We start from the raw sequence: 22,392 nt of genomic DNA, 5'->3' as shown, positions 1-22,392 counted from the left end.
GCTATGGAGGATTTTATTGCGCAGACCCTGCGCGGCGTGACGCCTGAGCGCAACACGGAACAGCGCGGCGGCGTGCGCGTCGAATGGCTGGACGAGGGCCTTATGCAGCTTACGCCGCAAGGGCATACACGCGGCGCGCTGGTGGTGAGCGCGGGTATTCATGGCAACGAAACCGCGCCGGTGGAGATACTGGCCGGGCTGCTCGCGCCGCTTCTGCGCGGCGAGCAGCCGCTCGTCTGGCGACTGCTGGTGGTACTGGGCAGCCCGGCGGCGCTGCGGGCCGGACGGCGCTTTATCGATTACGATCTTAACCGTCTCTTCGGCGGGCGCTGGCAACACGCGACGCCTGGGTATGAAACTGCCCGCGCCGCGCGGCTTGAACAGGCGCTGGAGACGTTTTTCGCGGCGGGGAACGAACCGACGCGCTGGCATCTGGATCTGCATACCGCCATTCGCGGCTCGCAATTTCCGCGCTTCGGCGTGCTGCCGGCGCGTACCGCCGCCTGGCCGGAAGATTTTCTGACGTGGCTTGGCGATGCCGGATTAGAGGCGCTGGTGTTTCATCGCACGCCGGGCGGCACGTTCAGTCATTTTTCCTGCGAGCGTTTCGGGGCGCTGAGCTGCACGCTGGAGCTGGGTAAAGCGCTGCCGTTTGGTCATAACGATCTTAGCCAGTTCTCGCTTACTGGCCGGGCGCTGGCGGCGCTGCTTGACGGCTCGCCACTGCCTGCCGCCGAAGCACCGCCGCGGCGCTTCGAGGTGGCGCAGCAGCTCACGCGGCGCAGCGAGCGTTTTGTGCTGCATATGTCAGGCGATACGGAAAACTTCACAGCGTTTAAGGCGGGCACGCTGCTGGCGGAGGATGGCGAGGAGCGTTATTACGCGCAGGATGTGGAGAGAGTGCTGTTTCCTAACCCGTCGGTCGCGTTGGGTTTACGCGCCGGATTAATGCTGCGGGAAATTTAATATATTGCGGCGCCAGGCGAGGCCGCAAAATATTGCAGAAAATTCTTATCGGTTTGCTTTATTTTACAGCACGACCTCTTTATACTGCGCTCACGATATCTTCACAATCAAGTAATTGTGATATTCCGGAAAGTTTCTCCTCTCTTTTTCCTTATTTTCTTCATAATTGCACAATAATTGTTTTTTACGCTTTCACTGTTTTACTCAGACTCTGACTTATTGACGAATCTGCCCGTAGAATTAATCTCGTCAAGGCGACAATCTGTTGCTGAATTAACTGAAAGTAAGGACAACATTATGCGTAAATTAACGGCTATCTTCGTTGCTTCTACCCTGGCACTTGGCGCGGCAAACCTGGCTCATGCGGCGGACGCTCCGGCGCCTGACGCGAGCGGCAAGCCAATGATGCAGCATAAAGGTCCACGCGGCCCGCATCACGATATGATGTTCCAGGGGCTGAACCTGACCGATGCGCAGAAACAGCAGATCCGCGACATCCGTAAAGCCCAGCGCGAAAAATTCGAGCGTCCTTCGCTCGAAGAGCGCCGCGCGATGCATGAGCTGATTGCCAGCGATAGCTTCGATAAAGCCAAAGCCGAAGCGCAGATCGATAAAATGGAAGCGCAGCACAAAGCCCGTATGCTGATGCATATGGAAACGCAGAACAAAATTTATAACGTTCTGACCCCGGAGCAGAAAAAGCAGTTTAATGCCAATTTTGAGAAGCGTCTGACAGAACGTCCTGCGCCTGAAGGTAAAATGCCAGCAGATTCAGAATAACCTCTGACTGGCTTAAGACCGCCGGTTTTGATCAGTGTCCTTTGGGGGCGCTGGTCAGAACCGGCGGTTTTCTTTTCTGGCGCCTCTTGCCACGTAGTTTCTGTTAGTTATCATTCCCCTTTGCCGCCGCGCTGCGCTTTTTTACCCGCCGGCGGTTTTTAGTATCCGCTACAGCAATCCTCTGGCGCTGCCGATAACCGAGTCAGGGAATTTATACCGATAATTTTCGCCGCGGCCCGGCCGCAGTCGATTTACGCATTACGCGTTTTCCAGGAGTGGGGATGGAGTTTTTTGACGTCAAAAAAATGCCGGTGAACCTGTGGCGCAACGGCGCAGGCGAAACCCGGGAAATCTGCTGTTTCCCGCCGAGCCGGGATTTCAACTGGCGCGCCAGTATCGCCTCCCTCGCCAGCAACGGCGAGTTCAGCGTCGTACCTCAGGTTGACCGCGTCGTAACATTGCTGGATGGCGGCGAAGTGACGCTGCACGGCGGCGGCGCGTTTCGCCATACCTTAAAACGCCACCAGCCGTTTACGTTTGCAGGCGAGCATCCGGTCCGCGCGGAACTTACCGACGGGCGCATGTCGCTGGATTTTAACCTGATGACCCGCCGCGATCGCTGTCGCGCGCAGGTGCGCGTCGCCGACCGCACGTTCACCACCCGCCACAGGCGCGGCGGCATCGTCTATGTGCTGAGTGGCGCGTGGCAGCTTAACGATAAACTGCTGACGGCGGAGCAGGGCGCGTGGTGGCAGGAGGGGATGCATACCCTTCGGCTGCTGAAAACCGAAGGGCAACTGCTGTTTAGCGAAATTACCTATCTTTAAGGCGCGTTGGCGCCGATTTCGATAATGTCGTGCTCGCCGCTGATAAGCGGTTTGCAGAGGATGCGATAGCCGTCATTGTCAAAGCCCTGCGGCGCGCGTGAAATATTTGCGGCCTCGCTGAGCGACCCGACAGAGCCTAACCAGTACCAGTTATGGATGATATGGTACTGGGTCATCTCCCCGAACGTCTCCCGCAACCCCACCGGGCCGTTCCACGGCCAGCAGATAACCCGCATGCGATCGAGCGCGTCCATCAGGCGTGCGTTGTGCTCGTCCAGCGACTCTTTACCGCAGCAGGCGCCTGCGCAGCGCTTCAGCGCCGAGCGGAAACAGGCGCGGCCAGGACGCACCGATTCCAGCCCCAGCAGGCCGTAGCAGAGCTGTTGCTCATCGGCGATGGATTGCAGCGTACCGAGCGCCGCGCGACGGCTTGAAAAGAGACCATACAGCCCCGGCTGGTGGGAGAAATCAACGTCGCGGGCGTAGACCACTTCCGGCTTTTCGCCTTTGAACTGCAACGAACAGAGCTGCCGGTTGCGACGCAGACGTTTGTTGAACAGCGGCTGCTGCTCTTTAATCATCTGCGCTTCGAGGAGCAGCGCGCCAATTTCGCCCGCGGTGCGGATAAACGTGATGCGCCGCGACTGACGCAGCATCGAGGCTTCGTCGGGCGTGCGCAAGTGCGAGAGCACCCGGCTGCGAATATTGACGCTTTTGCCGATATAGAGCGGCATGGTTTCGCTTTCGCCATGAAACACATACACGCCAGGGTGTTTCGGCAGATCCTCAAGCCACGGACGCAGATGTTCGGGATATTCATAAATTGCCGCTTTTTCAAACTCCAGCCGCGGCGCGCCAGTACGCCTCACCACATCACTCTCCTGAATACTGTTTACTTATCCAGTCTATCAGGGAATGTGTGGTTGAAAAAGCGCCATTTTCAGTTCAGGTTGCGCGTCGCGAGCCAGCAGAGCAGGGAACCCGCCACGACCATCGCCACGCCCTGCCAGAACGCGATGCCCGGCGCGAGGCCAAGCCACAGGCTCGCCAGCAGCGCCGAGAGCACCGGCGTGAAGTAAGAGGCGGTGGCGAGCAGCGTCATATTGCCGCGCTGAAGGCTGTAGTTCCAGGCGGCGTAAGCGGTTGCGGTGGAAAGCCCCATAAACAGCAGCTGCGCGACGGCGGGCGCTGAGGGTTGCATTGGCGGCTGGGGCGACAGCGCGTATTTCAGCCACAGCGCCGCGGCGGTTGCGCAGAAAAAGAGCGCTACGCCGTTCTGGCCGTTGCTCCAGCGGCGCGTCAGGTTGCAGTAAAGCGCCCAGACGATGGCGGCGGTGAAGGCGAGCGTGTAGGCGGTGGGGTTATCCTGCATATTGTGCCAGAGCGTCGCGGGTGACCAGACGCCGTCGCCGTTGAGCACCTGAAACACGCCCGCCATGGCGAGCATCAGCCCCGGCCAGAGCCAGACACGGCTGCGCTGGCCGTTGATGAGCACCGCCAGCAGCACCGTCAGGCTCGGCCAGAGGTAGTTGATCATTCCAAGCTCCAGCGACTGCGCGCGGGTATGCGCCAGGCCAATCGCCAGCGCGAGGCAGATTTCATAACCGACAAACAGTAGCCCGCCGATAATTAAATAGCGGCGCGGCAGACGTTTTGGGTGAGTCAGCCCTGGCGACACCATCAGGCAGAGCGAGCTGACGGTATAGATAAGCGCCGCGCCGCCTACCGGGCCAAACGCTTCGCTGATGCTGCGAAATAACCCGACAGAAGTGCTCCAGAGCAGAATAGCCGCAAGGCCCGGCAAGGTGGCGCGCTGCGTTGAAACCGACATACGTCATCCGTGAAAAAGGCGCTTTGGCGCGAAAAAGAAGAAACGCGGGGATAACGCTCCCCGGCGGGCCGGAGAGCGTCTGAAGCGTGGTTATTGCTTCCAGAAGTCATCGAAAATAGTGATCGGCGGGCGACGTTTGTGCTCGGTCTTCGTATACCAGCCGTCAATGATCTGGCTGATTTTCTCATCGACAGGTTTGCCTTCCAGGTAGTCGTCGATGTTGTCATAGGTCACGCCCAGCGCCACTTCATCCGGCAGGGACGGACGATCGTCTTCGAGATCGGCGGTCGGTACTTTCAGGTACAGATGCTCAGGGCAGCCGAGCGTTTTCAGCAGCAGTTTGCCCTGGCGCTTGTTGAGGCGGAACAGCGGGTTGATATCGGTGCCGCCATCGCCGTATTTGGTGAAGAAGCCGGTCACCGCTTCGGCCGCGTGGTCGGTGCCAACCACCACCCCTTTGGTCATTCCCGCGATGCTGTATTGCGCTTTCATACGCTCGCGCGCTTTCTCGTTGCCGCGAACAAAATCGCTCAGCTCAATGCCTGCTTCGCGCAGCGCTTTTTCACTCGCCAGCACCGCTTCTTTGATGTTCACCGTCAGCACTTTATCCGGCTGGATAAACGCCAGCGCGTCCTGACAATCTTTTTCATCAAACTGTACGCCGAAGGGCAGGCGCACCGCGATAAACTGGTAGCTCTGGTCGCCGGTTTCATCGCGCAGTTCGCTGATAGCAAGCTGGCTCAGTTTGCCGGCGAGCGTGGAGTCCTGGCCGCCGCTGATGCCGAGCACCAGGGTTTTCAGGAACGGATAGGTTTTCAGATAGGACTTCAGAAAATCGACGCTGCGGCGGATCTCTTCACTGGCGTCAATCTGTGGTTTCACCCCAAGCGCCTGAATAATTTCTTGTTGCAATGCCATTTACCCCTCCAGTCTTGTTCGCCTGCAACGCGCAGGCATTGAAACAGTGATTTGTTAAAGCTAACCCGTTGTGGGCAAAACGACAAGTTACGGACGCGCCGCGCGGCACCACGCGGCGCGATCGGCGTTTTTTGCGTCATACGTCGCCGCGCGGAGAATTCTCTTAATTTGGGCGTGTTTTGGGTAAGAGGTTGAAAAAATGCCTTTTATATTCCAGGCTTATCTGCACACGCTGAAAAAAAGAGGATGACACAATGAACAAGAAGTTTGCAGGATTTCTGAGTGCAGCGGCTGTAATGACCATGCTGGCAGGGTGTACCGCTTACGATCGTACAGCCGATCAGTTTACCCAGCCGGTGGTTAAAGATGTGAAAAAAGGCATGAGCCGTCAGCAGGTGATGCAGATTGCGGGTAAACCGTCTTCTGAAGTTACCATGATCCATGCTCGCGGCACCTGCCAGACCTATATTCTGGGCAGCCGCAACGGCAAAACCGAGACCTATTTCGTCGCCCTGGACGAAACCGGTCACGTGCTGAATTCCGGCTACCAGACCTGTGCCGAGTACGACACCGACCCGCAGGCGCCGAAACAGCAGTAAGACGCCTCGCAGGCAAAGAAACCGGCTCCGGCCGGTTTTTTTGTCCCTGCGATTGGCGTCATAACGCCCATAAAAAACGCCGCGTCACGCGGCGTTTTGCTTGCCTGAAAGCGGTCAGGCCGGAATGGCGGCCACTTTCGGGGTGCGTGCCCAGACGCGGTGGCAGGCGAGCTGATGGATAAAATCATCCATAAAGCTTCCGGTGGCGTCATCGGCCTCCACAATGCCTTCTTCGCCGGTGTCCGGCACGTTCAGGCGGCTTTTCAGCGCACGCGCGTCGCCCATCAGGCCGATAGCCTTCAGATGTTTGTACGCCTCCAGCAGGTAGTATACCGCGTCGCCGTTATCGGAAAGGGCGCTTGCCGCACCGCCTGGCACCAGCACGGCGTCGACCGTTACTGACGGCGAGCCTGCGAAAGTCCCTGCGACTTCCAGCTGCGAACCGTCATCCGCCGTTACGCTGCCCATCCGGCTGTAAAGCAGTTTGGCGTGTACGCCGTGTGATTTCAGCGCCTGCAACATTGCGAGCAGATCGGCGGATTTCACCTGATCGTTAAGCAGTACCGCCACTACGCGCCCTTTCACGGTGCCGCCCGGCACGGCATACAGGCTCAGAGAGGGATCTTTTTTCAGCCCGTTCACATCTTTCGGCGGTGCCACATGCATCTGCTCTTCGGTAAGCGTGATACCGAGGTTACTGGCCACCGGATGCGCCAGCGAGATATCGATATGGCAGAGGTGATCCACCACGCGCTCGCGGATGTAGCTGCGCACGACTTTGCTGAGCTCAAAGCTGAAGGCATCAATGATATGTCGCTGCTCGACCGGCGTCTGGCTTTGCCAGAACAGGCGAGGCTGAGAGTAATATTCGCCGAACGACGGGCTACGCTCGCGGATCTTATGGCCTTCGACACGGACCTGATGGCTTTCGAACCCGCCAGCCTTCGGCGCAGGCGGCGTCTCGCGCGGCCAGTTGTCGTTAATCGAGTTCGGCTCGTAGTTGGCCGGGTTAGTGTCGATATCCATCCGGTGCATGCCGTCGCGCTGGAAGTTATGGTACGGACAGGTCGGGCGGTTAATCGGGATCTCGTGGAAGTTCGGCCCGCCGAGACGGCTTATCTGGGTGTCGGTATAGGAGAACAGACGCCCCTGCAACAGCGGATCGTTAGAGAAATCGAGCCCCGGCACGATATGGCCCGGATGGAATGCCGCCTGTTCATTTTCCGCAAAGAAGTTATCCGGGTTGCGGTTCAGCACCATTTTGCCAACCAGTTGCACCGGCACCAGCTCTTCCGGGATTAGCTTGGTGGCGTCGAGCAGGTCAAAATCAAATTTAAACTCATCTTCTTCCGGGATCAGCTGTACGCCGAGCTCATATTCCGGGTAGTCGCCCGCTTCGATAGCTTCCCACAGGTCGCGGCGGTGGAAGTCCGGGTCACGGCCGGTCAGCTTCTGCGATTCATCCCAGATAAGCGACGCTTTGCCCGCGACCGGTTTCCAGTGGAAACGCACGAACGTGCCTTTCCCTTCGGCATTGATAAAGCGGAAGGTATGGATGCCGAAGCCTTCCATGGTGCGGTAGCTGCGCGGGATGCCGCGATCGGACATCGCCCACATCACGTTATGCAGCGTCTCAGGTTGCAGCGAAACGTAATCCCAGAAGGTGTCATGCGCGCTCTGGCCCTGCGGTACGGCCCAGTGCGGCTCCGGTTTCACGGCGTGGACGAAATCCGGGAATTTATGGGCGTCCTGAATGAAAAAGACCGGAGTGTTGTTGCCCACCAGGTCGAAAATCCCTTCTTCGGTATAGAACTTGGTGGCGAAGCCGCGAATGTCGCGCACCGTATCCGCTGAGCCTGCGCCGCCCTGAACGGTCGAGAAGCGCACGAACACCGGCGTGATTTTTTGCGGGTCGCTTAAGAAGGCGGCTTTGGTCACGTCGCTCAGGCTTTTATACGGCTGGAAATAGCCGTGCGCGGCCGAGCCGCGGGCGTGGACGATGCGTTCGGGAATGCGTTCATGGTCGAAGTGCGTGATCTTTTCGCGCAGGATAAAGTCTTCGAGCAGTGTCGGGCCGCGGGTGCCCGCGCGCAGCGAGTTCTGATCGTCGGCGATACGCACGCCCTGATTGGTCGTCAGCGCCTCGTTCTCACCGCCCTTGCGGAAGGTTTCCAGCGCGCCGAGCTTATCGTTGGTTACCTGCGGGGCTTTAAGACTACCGGGCGCGGTGGGTTGCTCGCCAGGCGGGGTTGGTGCCGGAGCGGGGCGGTGGGAGCCGTCATCAGGCGCCAGCGATCCCATGCCCGGCTGGGACGACCGCGCGTCGTGGAACGGCGCTTCATGGTTAGGGCGTTTCTCATCGTTCGACATTGAACTCGTCTCCTTTCCTTTTTCTTAAGCAGTCGGATGGCTGCATGAAATGTAAGGTAACTATAGAACAGGCCTGAAGTTCTTGCGGAAAAGGCGACGGCGTAAAAACCGGCAAATGAACGGCGCAGCGCACGCAGGATGCGACGCAACGCCCTGCGATCCGCTATCATAGAGGTTTATCTTTTGTTTTCAGCCAGTGAATCCGACGCTTATGAAACCACTTCGTCATCAGAATCGTCCCGTTATCAGCTATGTCCCACGCGTAGAGCCGGCGCCGCCGGAGCATGCGGATCGCATGGAGGGATTCGACGATGTCTGGGTGCTGAAGGGCAAATATGTGGCGTTTGTGATGTCCGGGGATCGTTTTCGCCGCTCGCCCGCGTTCAGCACGCCAGAAGCTGCCCAGCGCTGGGCCAACCAGCTTAAACAGGATGAGGTATAGCGGGCGCAATGCATCGCCCGGCGCGACGCGCAAAAGAAAGATGTCGCCTGAGGCATAAAAAAGCCCGCCGTTGCGCGGGCTTTTTTGTGGCCTGAATGCGCCCCAGGCATAAAAAAACCGGCCACAGGGCCGGTTTTTGCGGGTATATCAATGACGCGATTAACGGTGCGCCAGTTCGGCTTCGTCGTCGCTGTTCAGAATGGTTTTATCCGTCTGCTTCAGCCACTGGCTGGTGAGCGTGCCGGCGGTCATGGAGCCGCTGACGTTGAGCGCGGTACGGCCCATATCGATGAGCGGTTCGACGGAGATCAGCAGTGCCACCAGGGTGACCGGCAGGCCCATCGCCGGCAGGACGATAAGTGCGGCGAAGGTCGCGCCGCCGCCCACGCCCGCCACGCCTGCGGAGCTTAAGGTCACGATACCGACGAGGGTGGCTATCCACACCGGGTCAAGCGGGTTGATGCCCACAGTCGGGGCGACCATCACGGCAAGCATAGTCGGGTAGAGGCCCGCGCAGCCGTTCTGGCCAATCGTCGCGCCAAAAGAAGCCGCGAAGGAGGCGATAGACTCCGGGACGCCCAGACGACGGGTCTGCGCTTCCACATTCAGCGGAATGCTGGCGGCACTGGAACGGCTGGTGAAGGCGAACGTCAGCACCGGCCAGACTTTGCGGAAATAGCGCAGCGGGCTGACGCCATTAACCGCCAGCAGCACGCCGTGCACCACGAACATAATGCCGAGACCCAGGTAAGAGGCGACCACAAAGCTGCCGAGCTTAATGATGTCTTGCAGGTTTGAGCTCGCCACCACTTTGGTCATCAACGCCAGAACGCCATACGGGGTCAGCTGCATCACCAGACGCACCAGCTTCATTACCCAGCTTTGCAGGGTGTCGATAGCCGCCAGCACGCGCTCGCCTTTCGGCGCGTCGTCTTTCAGCAGTTTCAGCGCCGCCACGCCCAGGAACGCCGCGAAAATCACCACGCTGATGATAGACGTCGGGCTCGCGCCGGTAAGATCGGCAAACGGGTTTTTCGGTACGAAGGAGAGCAGCAACTGCGGTACGGTGAGGTCGGCAACTTTACCGGCGTAGTTAGTCTGAATGGCGTTCAGACGCGCGGTTTCCGCGCTGCCCTGCACCAGACCTTCCGCCGTCAGGCCGAAGAGGTTTGTCACGAGCACGCCGACCAGGGCGGCGATAAGCGTCGTGAACAGCAGCGTGCCGATGGTCAGAACGCTGATTTTGCCCAGCGACGAGGCATTATGCAGACGCGCCACGGCGCTCAGAATCATCGCGAACACCAGCGGCATGACGATCATCTGTAGCAGTTGCACATAGCCGTTGCCGACAATGTTGAACCACTGGATAGAGGTTTTCAGCGTCTCGCTGTCGGAGCCATAAATCGTGTGCAGCGCCAGCCCGAAGACCACGCCCATCGCCAGACCGAGCAGTACTTTTTTCGCCAGGCTCCACTGGGTGTGGCGCGTGCGCGCCAGCAACAGCAGCAGAACCACGAACGCGATAACGTTCGCTATCAGTGGAAGATTCATCCCCGTTCTCCTGATTTTTTTATAACCGGCATGGCCGAAATGGCATGCCTTTATGCCGCAAAGGGTATCAGAATCAAAAGAGAGGGCCTTATATCCAAATGGAATGGTTTATATCAAAACGCAATTTCAGTTTATTTACTGTTCCATCTGGTGATGAATAAAGCGGTTGAAGGTGTTCTGGAGCGAATTAATCGCAGCCGACGACCACTTCATCGCGCTGCTGTCGGTCATGCTCTGCGGCATCCAGACCGCCCAGACGAACAGCGCCATGCACAGCACCCGCTCCAGCTGATTGCCCTTTTGCGGATAGAGCAGCGGCAGGCGAAAACGCCAGCGGCACGGCCACAACAGCGGGACGCCGGCAGGCGTTATCATATCGGCGAGAATATGGCTCAGGTAGCCAAGCACCAGGCCCTGTAACGCGTCGGCAGGCAGGATCCAGGTTTCCGGCACTTTTAAGAGAAACAGCGTCAGCCCGCCGAAGACCGCCAGCAGGCTGTGCGTAAAACCCCGGTGCCCGAACATACGCGCCACGGGCTTTGAGATCCATTTTAGCCGCTGACCGAGAAACGACTTCGGGTGGTCGATATCCGGCAGCAGGCAGGTGAGAATGGCGGAAGGGATAATATGCCACCAGTCACCCTGCGCCAGCACAGGGGTCAGCTCGGCATTTTTAGCAAATACCGCGCAGGCTATAGAAAAAAGCAGGTGGCCTTCCGCCGTCATGATAAAACCCTGTGACTGTCAATCTATCCAGTATAGGGTTTTTATACAGTAGAGAAAAGTGGTGACGGTGTAACACTTTGTCACCGCAGGCCCCGTGACGCCTCGTTTTGCGGCTAACGGGCGAGCCAGCCGCCGTCCACCGCCAGGGTGTAGCCGTTAACGTAATCGGACGCTGCCGAGGCGAGAAAAATCACCGGCCCCTGGAGATCCTCCGGTTTTCCCCAGCGTCCCGCCGGAATGCGCGCCAGAATTTCCTCATTACGGTCGGCATCTTCGCGCAGCGCCTGGGTGTTATTGGTTGCCATATACCCCGGCGCGATGCCGTTAACGTTAATCCCGTATGGCGCCCATTCGTTGGCGAGCAGGCGGGTGAGGCCAAGCACGCCGCTTTTCGATGCGGTGTAAGAGGGCACGCGGATGCCGCCCTGGAAAGAGAGCATTGAGGCGATATTAATGATTTTGCCGCCGCCACCCTGGGCGATGAACTGTTTCGCGACGGCCTGCGAGAGGAAAAATAGCGCTTTGAGATTGAGATCCATCACGTCATCCCAGTCCCGCTCGCTGAAATTCAGCGCGTCTTCGCGCCGGATAATCCCGGCGTTATTCACCAGAATATCGATCCGGCCGAGCGCGTCGAGCGTCTGTGTGACGAGCGCCTGCGGCGGTGCGCAGGCGAGATCCGCCTCGATGGCGACAAAGCGGCGGCCGAGCGCATGCACTTTGGCGGCGGTCTCAAGCGCCGGACGGCGGCTCACGCCCGCGATATCGCACCCGGCGGCGGCGAGCCCGAGCGCCATGCCCTGTCCCAGCCCGGTATTGCATCCGGTTACCATCGCCACTTTTCCGGCAAGCGAGAATTTATCCAGCATCTTCCGTTCCTCTTTGGCTCATCTACGCGCGCAGGGAGATCTCCCTTTCGCATTCACAGCAATGATAGGAGTCGGTGAACAAAAAGACAAAGCTGAATGAAACCCTGTTTTAAAAATATGACGGCGGGCGGTTTCTGGCGGGCATAAAGGGAAACCGCCGCCGGACGGCAGCGGTAAAAGAGGGTTAGCCAAGCAGATGCCAGGGTTCGAGTTCCGTCAGTGAATTGAGCCGCACGTTCGCCAGCGCCCAGCGCGCGTCGGCGCGGTTTTCTTCGGCGGGCACGACGATGGAGCGCATCCGCGCCGCTTTCGTGGCGATCATGCCGTTCACGGAGTCTTCCAGCGTCACGCAGCAGAGCGGATCGACGCCAAGCTTCGCCGCGGCGTCCAGATAAACCTGCGGGTGCGGCTTGCTGTAAGGCAGATGTTCGGCGGAGGCAAGCACGTCGAACTGCTCGTGCAGATCGAAAAGCGTGAGCACGCGCTCCAGCATATGCAGCGGCGAGGCGGAGGCGAGTCCCACTTTCAGCCCCTGCGCTTTACACAATGCGATGGCATCGGCCACGCCCGGCAGCAGCGGCCGTTTTTCTTCCACCAACGTTATCGCGCGGGTGATAATGCGCTGTGTCACTTCCGCAACCGACGGGCCATTCCACGGCTGCTGCGCGAACCACAGCTCAACCACCAGATCAATGCGCAGCCCCAGCGTGTCGGGCAGCTCATGGCGGCGGGAGGTGTCGACGCCAAGCGTCGCCATCACTTCAAGCTCGGCCTGATCCCAGAGCGGCTCGGAATCGATCAGTAAACCATCCATATCAAAAATAGCGGCGAGGATCTGTCGCGGTGAAGACATCGTCTGTCACTCCTTATTTTTCGCGGGAAAGGATAATCAATAGCCGGAAAAGCGCGTTATGGCTACCGCTTTCCTGTCACGCGCCGGAAAGTTCAGGCGAAAAGGCGCCTCACGGGGTAAACTTAGGCGAATCTGTCGCGTCGCTATCAAGGGGAAAGCATGACGTATCAACAAGCTGGACGCATTGGTGTCTTAAAACGCATCGCCGGGTGGGTGATTTTTATTCCTGCCACGCTCTCGACGATTATCTCCGTACTGAAGTTTATGTATGAGCACAGCGAAAAGCAGCCGGGTATTAACGCCGTAATGCTGGATTTCGCGCACGTGATGATAGAGATGGTGCGTTTTAACACGCCGTTCCTGAATTTCTTCTGGTACAACTCGCCGCAGCCCGATTTCGCGCGTCACGCCAATATCGGTTTCTGGGTTATCTATATTCTGATTTTTGTCGGTCTGGCGTTACAGGCGTCCGGCGCGCGGATGTGCCGTCAGGCGCGTTTTCTGCGCGAACATATCGAGGACAGCCTGATTCTTGAGCGCGCCAAAGGCGACGACGGCCTGAGCCGCGAGGCGCTGGAGTCGCGCGTTGTGGTGCCGCGCCACACGATTTTCCTGCAAATTTTCCCGCTGTATGTCCTGCCGGTGATTGTGCTGGTGTTGGGCTATCTGTTTTTCTCCCTTCTCGGGTTCCTGTAAGAGCTTACGCGCGCCGCGGCGCGCGTCTTTTATACTCCCACGACCTGTGTTAGCGCCTTTTGCGCGGCGACCAGATGCTGGCCGCCGAAGAGCGTCGCGCGGTTGAGCAGGGTGTAGAGCTGATAGAGCGGCTGGCGCTCCAGAAAACCGGCGGGCAGCGGCATCACTGACTGATAGCCGTCGTAAATTTGCGGCGGCTGTTCCGGATGGAGCGGCAGCATCGCCAGATCGCATTCGCGATCTCCCCAGTAACAGGCCGGATCGAAAATATAGGGGCCATCAGGCCCCAGCGCGCAGTTGCCGGACCATAAGTCGCCGTGAAGCAGCGAAGGCGCGGGCTGGTGGGAGACGAGCTGCTGATGGACGGCGTCGACGATGCGGTCGATATCGCCGAATTCCATGCCTTTTTCCGCCGCCAGCTCAAGCTGCCAGCCGATGCGCTGCTCTGCGAAAAAGCGCGCCCAGCGCCGCTGCCAGGCGTTGGGCTGCGGCGTGGTGGAGAGCGTGTTGTCGTAATCCAGACCGTACTGCGGCTGTTCGCTCCACTGGTGCAGGCGCGCCAGTTGCTGGCCGAGCAGAAAGGCGTTGTGGGCGTCGAGCGGTTTGGGCGGCAGATATTCCAGCAGCAGAAAACTGTATTCACGATCGCTGCCGACGCCGATAACGTCTGGCACCGTGACCGTTTTACTGCGCGCCAGCAGGTTAAGCTGATCGGCTTCTGCGGTGAAGCAGGGCAGCAGCGTGACATCATCGCATTTGACGAAAATATCGCGTCCGGCCCAGTGGATACGCCATGCGGCATGGATTTCGCCGCCCGGCAGTTCGGTTCGCTGGCGGATTTCACCGGCGCCCAGCTGTTCGTTTAACAAACGCGTAATGGCATGCCACATGATTACTCTCCCAGGTTTCCCGTCAAGAAAGTCAGCTTAACGCGCCCGCGCGTCTGAAAATCTGCGCGGACGCACAACCTGCCGTGTGCAATGGCGCTAAGAGAGGGCGCTGTCGCGCAGCCAGTCGTCGAATGTCACAACGCTCACTTCAGGCTGCTGGCCAAGCGCCGCTTCGCCAAGCCCCTGCGCGAGGTCATGCACGTCGTCTTTACTGAGCGCGCTCACCAGGCCGAATGTGTTGGTGCCGAGCTCGTGGATTTTCCCATCGTCGTCGGCGAGCGTCAGCAGAAAGCCGCCGCGCGTCAGGTGATTATTGAGCTCGTTAATATCGGTCAGGCTTTTTTCATGAAACTTTACGGTGACGACATAGCGGGTCACTTCTCCATTACTCATGGCGAACCTCATTGTCAGAGTGAAATGCCAGCCCGACGGGCTGGCCGGAATATCAGCGTGTAAGCCAGTGGTAGATGCGCTCGGTATTTTCCTGCGAGCAGAGCCGCGTGCCTTGATTGATGGTGGCGGCGCTGCCAGCGGCCACGCCGTAACGCACCATATCAAGCAGCGGCGCGTCCTGCGCGAGGCGCAGCGTCATCGCGCCGACCATGCTGTCGCCCGCACCGACGGTGCTCTGGCTTTTCATCGGCGGCGGCACGACCTGGACACAGTCGCTGCCGTCCACGCCGAGCGCGCCCTGCGGCCCCAGCGACACTACGACGCGGCGGGCTTTGCCCTGCTGCACCAGCTCCATCGCGGCCTGACGCACGTCATCCGGCGCGCTCAGTGAACGCTTCACGAGCGCCGCCAGCTCTTTCTGGTTCGGTTTCACCAGCTCGATATCGCCCACCTCCAGCGCGGCGGCCAGCGCATCGCCGGAACTGTCGATAATCAGGCGAATGCCCTGCTGGCGGGCCGCTTTAATCAGTTGCTGGAGTTTCTCGACGCTGACGCCGGGCGGCAGACTGCCGCTGATGACCAGGATAGCCCCGGCCTCAATGGCCAACACTTTTTCTTCAAGCTGACGGAATTCGTCATCGGTGATCGTGGCGCCCGGCATAACGAAGCGGTACTGCTCGCCGCTCGACTCCACGTGCACATGAAGGTTCTGGCGCGTCCAGTCTCGGGCAGAGACCGTGTCTGCCGCGACCTGTTCGTCGTTAAGGAGCGCAACCAGATGCTCGCCCGTCGCCCCGCCAGCCGGGAAGAGGGCGGTCGCGCTGCCGCCCAGATGAACAATAGCGCGCGCGACGTTAATGCCGCCGCCGCCCGGCTCAAACACCGGGGCGCTACAGCGCAGCTTCCCTTCCGGGTAAATTTGCGGCGTGAGCGTAGCGCTGTCGAGCGAGGGCGCCAGCGTCAGCGTATAAATACGTACCATATCGCCTCCATTTTTTATGAGCTGCCCTAAGCGTAGCACCCGTCAGCCAGACGGTGGGTGAATAACGTGCTGATTTTACATATCTCCCGATTTAAATCGGACGGGCGGTCTTTATAAATAAAAAGGTATTTTTCAGAGTGCGCTTATTCTTAAATGTCGAAAGGAATTCATTGCTAAGCCAGAAGGCTCTTTTTATAATTCGTTACCTTTCTGTGGGCGGATTTTATTGATCCAGAGAAAAAGTTACGGGACCGTAATGGTCCTTTTTTTTGTTGTATGGACCTGAAAATCAACATGAAGCTTTTTAAGACAGTACCCCTGGCAATGCTGCTGGCGGGTGGCGCGCTGCTGAGCCAGCACGCGATGGCTGATAATTCCGTTTTTACTGTCATGGACGATCCTTCCACCGCGAAAAAACCGTTCGAAGGTAATCTGAACGCGGGTTACCTGGCGCAAACCGGTAATACCAAAAGTTCTTCCTTAACGGCTGACAGCAACCTGACCTGGTATGGCAACACTACGGCATGGTCGCTGTGGGGCAACGCCAGCAATACCTCTTCTAACGACGAACGCTCTTCCGAGAAATATGCGGTGGGCGGACGTAGCCGTGTGAACGTTACCGATTATGACTATCTATTTGGCCAGGCGAGCTGGCTGACGGACCGTTATAACGGCTATCGCGAGCGCGACGTGGCGACCATCGGTTATGGTCGCCAGTTCCTGAACGGGCCGGTTCATAGCCTGCGCGTGGAATTTGGTCCGGGTATCCGTTATGACGAGTACACCAACGGCGAAACCAAAACCCAGGGCCTGGGCTACGCGTCCGGCATCTACACCTGGCAGCTGACCGACAACACGAAGTTCACGCAGGGTGTTTCCGTGTTCGGCTCCGAAGATACCAACGTCAACTCCGAAACGGCGCTGGACGTGGCTATCAACGAGCATTTTGGGCTGAAAGTCGCCTATAACGTGACCTGGAACTCCAATCCGCCGTCTAGCGCACCGGATCATACCGATACCCGCACCTCTGTGACGCTGGGTTACCGCATGTAAGGGCGCTTACGCAGATAATGCTAAAGGCTGGCGCTGCCAGCCTTTTTTATTCCTCGCTTTCTTTCTCGTTTTTTAGCAATGCGTGTCTTTACATCCTCGCGCACCTTTTTCAGCAATCGCTTTTCATTCAGCGCTTTACGTGTCACTTCAGTTTCTTTGACGTCGGTCGACAAATAATTTGACTGTTCGTAAGTGTGATCTGGATCTACTATTTGCATACCGGTGGTGAATAAATCGTCACCCCATTTTTATGCTGCGATAAAGAGATAATAAAGATGAAGACAATCAAAACGACTGCCGCCGCGCTGGCGTTGAGCGTGCTTTCCTTCAGCGTTTTTGCTGCCCCGACTACCCCGGTCACGCACGATGATGCACCTTATGCCGGGTGGCGCGTAAGCGATATCGAAGCGGGCTCGAACATCCAGCCGGGCGCGGCCTCTACTGGCCAGTCAATGAATGACGCGTTTAACGCGCAAACGCTGGTCGCGGGCGACTGGTCCTGATGGCGAATTGTTTAACTCGCACGCGATAAAACCGGATCCTGCGATCCGGTTTTTATTTTTTTCATTTCTTTCTTTTATATATGACGCTCGGCGGTTTTATTGATAAACCGATTGCGTTCATTCTTATGTAAATACCATGCTGCGCCTGCCTGTGTGTTCACGCACTGGCTCCTCATGCTTACTGCTGAAAATATCCCCACCCAAATCAGGCATTTTTATCTGGCATTGCTTAGTTGGCTAAGGAAATATGCCGATTTACACACCATAAACGCGATAAAATAAACGTGTGAAGTTGATCACGAATTTGTTCGCTGTTAGGGTAAAGAAGAGTCAGGCATCTGAAAACGCAGGTAAGCACATTCAGATGTGTCATTACTAACGGCGGGAAGAGATCCTGCTACGCTCTTAAAGGAAGTCTCAGAAAGATAAGTCTTCTTTATCGCTAAGGAAGCGGACTGTGGGCGGCGTGTGGCGCATTTGCCATCTCCCGAGTCAAAGAGCGAATTCAATGAGGATGGATATGAAGCTTAAAAGAAAAAAAGTAGAACCGATCTCTTTGAGTGACGTTACGATTATTGATGATGCAAAACTTCGGAAAGCAATTACCGCAGCCTCGCTCGGTAATGCTATGGAGTGGTTTGATTTTGGCGTATATGGCTTTGTGGCGTATGCGCTTGGCAAGGTCTTTTTCCCCGATGCAAACCCCAGCGTGCAGATGATCGCCGCGCTGGCGACGTTCTCGGTTCCCTTTCTTATCCGTCCGCTTGGCGGGCTGTTCTTCGGTATGCTCGGCGATAAATATGGTCGCCAGAAAATCCTCGCCATTACCATTGTGATAATGTCCGTCAGTACATTCTGTATCGGGCTTATTCCATCCTATGCTTCAATTGGCATCTGGGCGCCGATTCTGCTGTTGCTGTGTAAAATGGCGCAGGGGTTCTCGGTGGGGGGCGAATATACCGGCGCGTCGATTTTCGTCGCGGAATATTCGCCTGACCGTAAGCGCGGCTTTATGGGCAGCTGGCTGGACTTCGGCTCCATTGCGGGCTTCGTGCTCGGCGCGGGCGTCGTGGTACTGATCACCGCAATTCTTGGCGAAGAGAACTTCCTGAACTGGGGCTGGCGTCTGCCGTTCTTCCTGGCGCTGCCGCTCGGCCTGATTGGTCTCTACCTGCGTCATGCGCTGGAAGAAACCCCGGCTTTTCAGCAGCATGTTGAAAAGCTGGAGCAGGGCGATCGTGAAGGTCTCCAGCACGGCCCGAAAGTCTCGTTTAAAGAGATCGCGACGAAACACTGGCGCAGCCTGCTGGCGTGTATCGGTCTGGTGATTTCCACCAACGTGACCTATTACATGCTGCTCACCTATATGCCAAGCTACCTGTCGCATAACCTGCACTATTCGGAAGCGCACGGCGTCCTGATTATTATCGCGATTATGATGGGTATGCTGTTTGTCCAGCCGGTCATGGGCCTGCTGAGCGACCGGTTTGGCCGCCGTCCGTTCGTGATTTTCGGCAGTATCGCGCTGATGGTGCTGGCGATCCCGGCCTTTGTGCTGATTAACAGCAATGTGCTTGGCCTGATTTTCTCCGGCCTGCTGATGCTGGCGGTGATCCTCAACTGCTTTACCGGCGTGATGGCCTCGTCGCTGCCTGCGATGTTCCCGACGCACATTCGTTACAGCGCGCTGGCGAGCGCCTTTAACATCTCGGTACTGATCGCAGGTCTTACGCCGACCGTGGCCGCCTGGCTGGTGGAAGGCACTGAAAACCTGATGATGCCGGCATACTACCTGATGGTTGTCGCAGTGGTTGGCCTGATCACCGGTCTGACCATGAAAGAGACCGCTAATCGCCCGCTGAAAGGCGCGACGCCTGCGGCATCGGATATTCAGGAGGCGCGCGAAATCCTGCGTGAGCACCACGACAATATCGAACAGAAAATCGAAGATATTGATAAAGAGATAGCCGAGCTGCAGGAAAAACGAACCCGTCTCGTCGACCAGCATCCACGCATTAACCAGTAATCCAAAGCCCCTCCGGGGGCTTTTCTTTTTTAGCGTGGCGTGAAGCGCGCTGCGTCACTTCTTTTACCCGTTGCCCGATAAATAATTTCGGCGCGTTATTTTCAGAATAGTTCCAAAACTTTACGGATGCGCCTTTCTGCGTGTCGCCTTGTCTTTGTTTATCCTGCTGAATGCACTGTTATTCGCTTTCCTGAAAGCGGTGCGGCTAACGCGGCGGCTACGTCAGCGCGGGGCTGTGTCTGGCCGCTTCGTTGTTGCAATTTATTCTCATTTGCATTTGCGCGCTACGGAAAAGCCTTCCAGGCTTGTTGGGGTCATCACTATTCGTTCCTTCACCCTGACAGGAGACATGCATGTTCCATCATTCCTCAAAGCTGCAATACCCGGTACGCGTCGAGAAGCCCGATCCCGAGTTCGCCATGCTGTTGCAACAGGCCATTGGCGGCGTGGAAGGAGAAATCCGCGTGGCGATGCAGTACTTTTTCCAGGCGATGGGCGCACGCGGCGATGTGCGTATTAAAGACCTGTTAATTTCCACTGCGACCGAAGAACTGGCGCATATTGAAATGCTCGCTTACGCCGTTGCCATCAATCTGGAAGGCGCGCCGCTTTCTTATCAGGAAGCGTCGGCGAAAGACCCGGTGGTTAACGCGATTCTGGGCGGGATGAATCCGCGGCATATTCTCTCCTCCGGCCTGGCGGCGCTACCGGAAAATGCCAACGGCAAGCCCTTCGATATGAGCCATATTTACGCCTCGGGTAACGTGGCGGCGGATATGCTGGCGAACGTCACCGCGGAAGCCTCCGGGCGCGTGCTGGCCACCCGGCTGTATAACCTCACCGAAGATAAAGGGATGAAGGATTTTCTCTCTTTCCTGATAGCCCGCGACACCATGCATCAGCAGCAGTGGCTGGCGGTGCTTGAAGAGATGGGCGGGCTGAGCGCTTCGCTGCCTATCCCGAATAGCTTCCCGCAGGAGAACGAAGCCAGTGAACATTCTTACTACTGCCTGAATACGTCGCTGGATAAACCGCTGCCGAAAGGGCGCTGGAGCGAAGGTCCGGCATATGACGGTAAAGGACAGTTTACCGCCAAAGAAGAGCCAGAAATTCTGGGGCAGGAGCCGGTGCTCGGCAATGCGCGTCCGGGCTCCGGCGCGCAGAATGAGCAGATCCTTGGCAAATAAGGCCGCGTCAGGGCAGGGAGCCCTGACATTTCCTCTCTTTTTAACCTTCCGACTGCTTTCCTCCCGTAGCTAAGGAAAATCTTAATAGCTTGCTTCTGCAGGCCAGATTGTGAATGATCGCCGCAAGCACACCAGCAATGAATAACAATGAAAAGAGCTCTTATTATTTCCTGCTGCTATATCAGCAGCCTGGGGTCGGCCTGCGCGATGGTTCAGGGCCGCGAATATAATACCTGGTATGAAAAAGACGCGGTGTTATATGACATGACGCAAACGCCGGACGGTAATCCCGTCATGTTGAGCATTTCCCAGGCGGGTCGTCGTACGGCCAATATGGTGATTTCCTCTCTGACCGCCGGAAAATGTCCGGTGCAGGCGAAAACGCTCGCAATTAATAATGATATCGTTCCCGCTGAATACGTTTGCACGGAACAGGGCAGCGATAAAATTGAACACTATCTGGTTCGCGACGCGGACAGAGTAAATGCCATGGTGGAGCGGCTGCGTTCAGATTTCACGGTTATGAGTCAGCAAGAGATAAAAATTTGGGCGGCAAATATTAAAACGCCGAAATTTGGAATGACGCCGCGTCTGTGACGCTGGCAGAGCGTCTTTATTTACACTATGTAAAATAAATCGTACAGCCAAATATTAGCGCCAGTTTGCATCTGGGTGACATAAAATTCTGCCTGTGAATAATAAGGTAGTGATTGTCACGGTTATTGGAATTGAGTTCAGTTTTTACCGTGAAGATAAAACCAGATGGAGAAAATCAATAATGAACAAAATTTCAGCGCTAATGTTTAGCCTGGCGGTAGCCGGATGCATGTCCACCAGCACGTTCGCCGCTAAAAAATCCGCTGAACCTCTTGCGGCATATCCTGCGGCGGAAAAGGGCATGGTTCGTCAGGTGATCACATTGCCTGCGCGGTCTGATGAGTCGTCTTATAAAGTTGAACTGGTGATTGGGCAGACGCTTGAGGTCGACTGTAATCATCATCAGCTGGGCGGTAAATTCGAGCGTAAGACGCTGGAAGGCTGGGGATACGACTATTACGTGTTTGAGGCAGCGAAAAACGCCGACGGTTCCCCGATGTACACCTCGACCATGATGGCCTGCCCGGATAGCAAAAAAGAGAAAAAATTTGTTACTTCACACCCCGGCGACGCCGGCATGCTGAACTACAACAGTAAACTGCCGGTGGTGGTTTATACCTCAGAAAATATCGACGTGAAGTATCGGCTCTGGAAAGCCGATGAAACTCTCGGCGCCGCTGAAAAGCGATAAACCTGCACAGAGGATTTTCTGAGCCGTAAGGCCGTCAATTACGCGCGGCCTTGCGGTTGGGTTTATCTGGCACCCGTAAAGCTGGCGCGTTTACTCTCTCACCAGCCCATAGCAGCGCGATAGTCAGACGCGCTGCATTGTAGCCTGTCCATAAGCCGCCAGCCCTACCAGAATTGGCAATAAACCCCGTTTGAAGCCCTGCCGAAAATTATTTACTCTCGCAACGTTTGTATCTTCCCGACGGGTATTCTGGCTGACCGCTGCCTTATTATGCTTTTCTGCGGCGCTCTGAATGACGCATGATGTTTGACCGTTTGGGTGATAACACTTGCGCCGGCGTAAAAAGTGAAGGTCAGAAAATGAAAAGCAGTGATTACCGCTGGGAAGCTTGTTTCGGTTTGAACAGTCTGCTATTCATCAAACTCGTCCTGGTACTGCTTCTTGTTCTCTGCTGTCGTGATGTCTTGCGAAAAAGAAAAAAGAAACAGCAGCCTTTAGCCGATGCCATCGCCGATGCCGATGCACGGGAGCAGCGCGAGTGGCGCTATGCGCGCTGGGCGCTGAAGTGCGGACAGATAATCGCTACCGTGTATCTGTTGTGGTCTTTTGTCAGGGCGCTGTTGACGTAACCCTCTACCGCCG

The 22,392-nt window shown here is 57.0% G+C and carries 24 protein-coding genes; 13 read left to right on the top strand and 11 right to left on the bottom strand.

Annotated elements, in window-relative coordinates:
• Positions 1-3: 3 nt before the first annotated feature.
• The 3 genes from astE (at position 4) to ves (ending at position 2,573) form a co-directional block, all read left to right on the top strand.
• A complete protein-coding gene (gene astE, locus BJP61_RS13195) occupies positions 4-966 on the top strand; it encodes a succinylglutamate desuccinylase (protein ID WP_171998517.1) in 963 nt (320 codons plus the stop codon).
• Positions 967-1,263: 297 nt separating this feature from the next.
• Positions 1,264-1,746, top strand: a complete 483-nt coding sequence (spy, locus tag BJP61_RS13190; protein WP_075193343.1) for an ATP-independent periplasmic protein-refolding chaperone Spy — start codon at positions 1,264-1,266, stop codon at positions 1,744-1,746.
• A gap of 281 nt (positions 1,747-2,027) precedes the next feature.
• A complete protein-coding gene (gene ves, locus BJP61_RS13185) occupies positions 2,028-2,573 on the top strand; it encodes an environmental stress-induced protein Ves (RefSeq protein WP_038863379.1) in 546 nt (181 codons plus the stop codon).
• Here ves and cho read toward each other — a convergent pair.
• The 3 genes from cho to nadE form a co-directional block, all read right to left on the bottom strand.
• A complete protein-coding gene (gene cho, locus BJP61_RS13180) occupies positions 2,570-3,445 on the bottom strand; it encodes an excinuclease Cho (RefSeq protein WP_038863378.1) in 876 nt (291 codons plus the stop codon). The two genes, ves and cho, sit on opposite strands and share 4 nt — an antisense overlap.
• A gap of 68 nt (positions 3,446-3,513) precedes the next feature.
• A complete protein-coding gene (gene yddG / locus BJP61_RS13175; RefSeq protein ID WP_171998516.1) occupies positions 3,514-4,404 on the bottom strand; it encodes an aromatic amino acid DMT transporter YddG in 891 nt (296 codons plus the stop codon).
• Between the two features lie 90 nt (positions 4,405-4,494).
• Positions 4,495-5,322: an ammonia-dependent NAD(+) synthetase gene (nadE, locus tag BJP61_RS13170; protein WP_075193345.1), complete on the bottom strand. Its 828-nt coding sequence runs from the start codon at positions 5,320-5,322 to the stop codon at positions 4,495-4,497.
• Between the two features lie 254 nt (positions 5,323-5,576).
• On the opposite strand from nadE, the gene osmE reads away from it, so the two are divergent.
• Positions 5,577-5,921: an osmotically-inducible lipoprotein OsmE gene (gene osmE / locus BJP61_RS13165; RefSeq protein WP_038863374.1), complete on the top strand. Its 345-nt coding sequence runs from the start codon at positions 5,577-5,579 to the stop codon at positions 5,919-5,921.
• Between the two features lie 114 nt (positions 5,922-6,035).
• On the opposite strand, the gene katE is transcribed toward osmE, so the two are convergent.
• Complete coding sequence (gene katE, locus BJP61_RS13160) at positions 6,036-8,291, bottom strand: catalase HPII (protein WP_075193346.1); 2,256 nt, start codon at positions 8,289-8,291, stop codon at positions 6,036-6,038.
• Positions 8,292-8,487: 196 nt separating this feature from the next.
• Here katE and cedA point away from each other — a divergent pair, with 196 nt between their 5' ends.
• Positions 8,488-8,733, top strand: coding sequence for a cell division activator CedA (cedA, locus tag BJP61_RS13155; RefSeq protein WP_255485325.1), 246 nt, complete (start codon positions 8,488-8,490; stop codon positions 8,731-8,733).
• 159 nt (positions 8,734-8,892) lie between these two features.
• Here cedA and BJP61_RS13150 read toward each other — a convergent pair whose 3' ends face one another.
• From BJP61_RS13150 to hxpB, 4 genes are all read right to left on the bottom strand, one after another.
• Positions 8,893-10,284 (bottom strand): L-cystine transporter, encoded by a 1,392-nt coding sequence (locus tag BJP61_RS13150; protein ID WP_038863370.1) that lies wholly within the window; start codon positions 10,282-10,284, stop codon positions 8,893-8,895.
• Positions 10,285-10,419: 135 nt separating this feature from the next.
• Complete coding sequence (locus BJP61_RS13145; protein WP_007792738.1) at positions 10,420-11,010, bottom strand: metal-dependent hydrolase; 591 nt, start codon at positions 11,008-11,010, stop codon at positions 10,420-10,422.
• A gap of 113 nt (positions 11,011-11,123) precedes the next feature.
• On the bottom strand, positions 11,124-11,879 hold the full coding sequence (kduD, locus tag BJP61_RS13140) for a 2-dehydro-3-deoxy-D-gluconate 5-dehydrogenase KduD (RefSeq protein ID WP_075193347.1): 756 nt from the start codon (positions 11,877-11,879) through the stop codon (positions 11,124-11,126).
• Positions 11,880-12,063: 184 nt separating this feature from the next.
• Positions 12,064-12,732, bottom strand: a complete 669-nt coding sequence (gene hxpB / locus BJP61_RS13135) for a hexitol phosphatase HxpB (RefSeq protein WP_171998515.1) — start codon at positions 12,730-12,732, stop codon at positions 12,064-12,066.
• Positions 12,733-12,891: 159 nt separating this feature from the next.
• Here hxpB and BJP61_RS13130 point away from each other — a divergent pair, with 159 nt between their 5' ends.
• The gene (locus tag BJP61_RS13130; protein ID WP_038863365.1) at positions 12,892-13,428 is read left to right on the top strand and encodes a YniB family protein; all 537 of its coding nucleotides are present in this window, start codon (positions 12,892-12,894) and stop codon (positions 13,426-13,428) included.
• Between the two features lie 29 nt (positions 13,429-13,457).
• Here BJP61_RS13130 and BJP61_RS13125 read toward each other — a convergent pair whose 3' ends face one another.
• The 3 genes from BJP61_RS13125 to pfkB form a co-directional block, all read right to left on the bottom strand.
• Positions 13,458-14,318, bottom strand: coding sequence for a fructosamine kinase family protein (locus tag BJP61_RS13125; RefSeq protein ID WP_038863364.1), 861 nt, complete (start codon positions 14,316-14,318; stop codon positions 13,458-13,460).
• A gap of 96 nt (positions 14,319-14,414) precedes the next feature.
• Positions 14,415-14,711 carry a type V toxin-antitoxin system endoribonuclease antitoxin GhoS gene (ghoS, locus tag BJP61_RS13120; protein ID WP_075193349.1) on the bottom strand — a complete coding sequence of 99 codons (297 nt, stop codon included), beginning with the start codon at positions 14,709-14,711 and terminating at the stop codon, positions 14,415-14,417.
• A 52-nt stretch (positions 14,712-14,763) separates the two neighbouring features.
• Positions 14,764-15,693 (bottom strand): 6-phosphofructokinase II, encoded by a 930-nt coding sequence (pfkB, locus tag BJP61_RS13115; protein ID WP_038863362.1) that lies wholly within the window; start codon positions 15,691-15,693, stop codon positions 14,764-14,766.
• Positions 15,694-15,987: 294 nt separating this feature from the next.
• Between pfkB and BJP61_RS13110 the strand changes: the two genes are divergently transcribed.
• From BJP61_RS13110 to BJP61_RS13080, 7 genes are all read left to right on the top strand, one after another.
• The gene (locus tag BJP61_RS13110) at positions 15,988-16,746 is read left to right on the top strand and encodes a DUF481 domain-containing protein (RefSeq protein WP_038863385.1); all 759 of its coding nucleotides are present in this window, start codon (positions 15,988-15,990) and stop codon (positions 16,744-16,746) included.
• Positions 16,747-17,021: 275 nt separating this feature from the next.
• Entirely contained in the window at positions 17,022-17,249 is a 228-nt protein-coding gene (locus tag BJP61_RS13105; RefSeq protein WP_161581321.1) for a hypothetical protein, read from the top strand.
• 520 nt (positions 17,250-17,769) lie between these two features.
• The gene (proP, locus tag BJP61_RS13100) at positions 17,770-19,275 is read left to right on the top strand and encodes a glycine betaine/L-proline transporter ProP (protein WP_038863360.1); all 1,506 of its coding nucleotides are present in this window, start codon (positions 17,770-17,772) and stop codon (positions 19,273-19,275) included.
• 353 nt (positions 19,276-19,628) lie between these two features.
• Positions 19,629-20,462 (top strand): manganese catalase family protein, encoded by an 834-nt coding sequence (locus tag BJP61_RS13095; RefSeq protein WP_075193350.1) that lies wholly within the window; start codon positions 19,629-19,631, stop codon positions 20,460-20,462.
• Between the two features lie 147 nt (positions 20,463-20,609).
• Positions 20,610-21,059, top strand: a complete 450-nt coding sequence (locus BJP61_RS13090; protein ID WP_161581322.1) for a hypothetical protein — start codon at positions 20,610-20,612, stop codon at positions 21,057-21,059.
• A gap of 181 nt (positions 21,060-21,240) precedes the next feature.
• Positions 21,241-21,750, top strand: a complete 510-nt coding sequence (gene eco / locus BJP61_RS13085) for a serine protease inhibitor ecotin (RefSeq protein WP_038863356.1) — start codon at positions 21,241-21,243, stop codon at positions 21,748-21,750.
• Between the two features lie 299 nt (positions 21,751-22,049).
• Positions 22,050-22,379 (top strand): hypothetical protein, encoded by a 330-nt coding sequence (locus BJP61_RS13080; RefSeq protein WP_171998514.1) that lies wholly within the window; start codon positions 22,050-22,052, stop codon positions 22,377-22,379.
• The last annotated feature ends 13 nt before the right edge of the window (positions 22,380-22,392 follow it).

It is taken from the genome of Cronobacter sp. JZ38, from assembly GCF_008932145.1.
In the GTDB taxonomy this organism is placed as follows: domain Bacteria; phylum Pseudomonadota; class Gammaproteobacteria; order Enterobacterales; family Enterobacteriaceae; genus Cronobacter; species Cronobacter muytjensii.
This window is presented reverse-complemented; position numbering and strand designations above follow the sequence as displayed.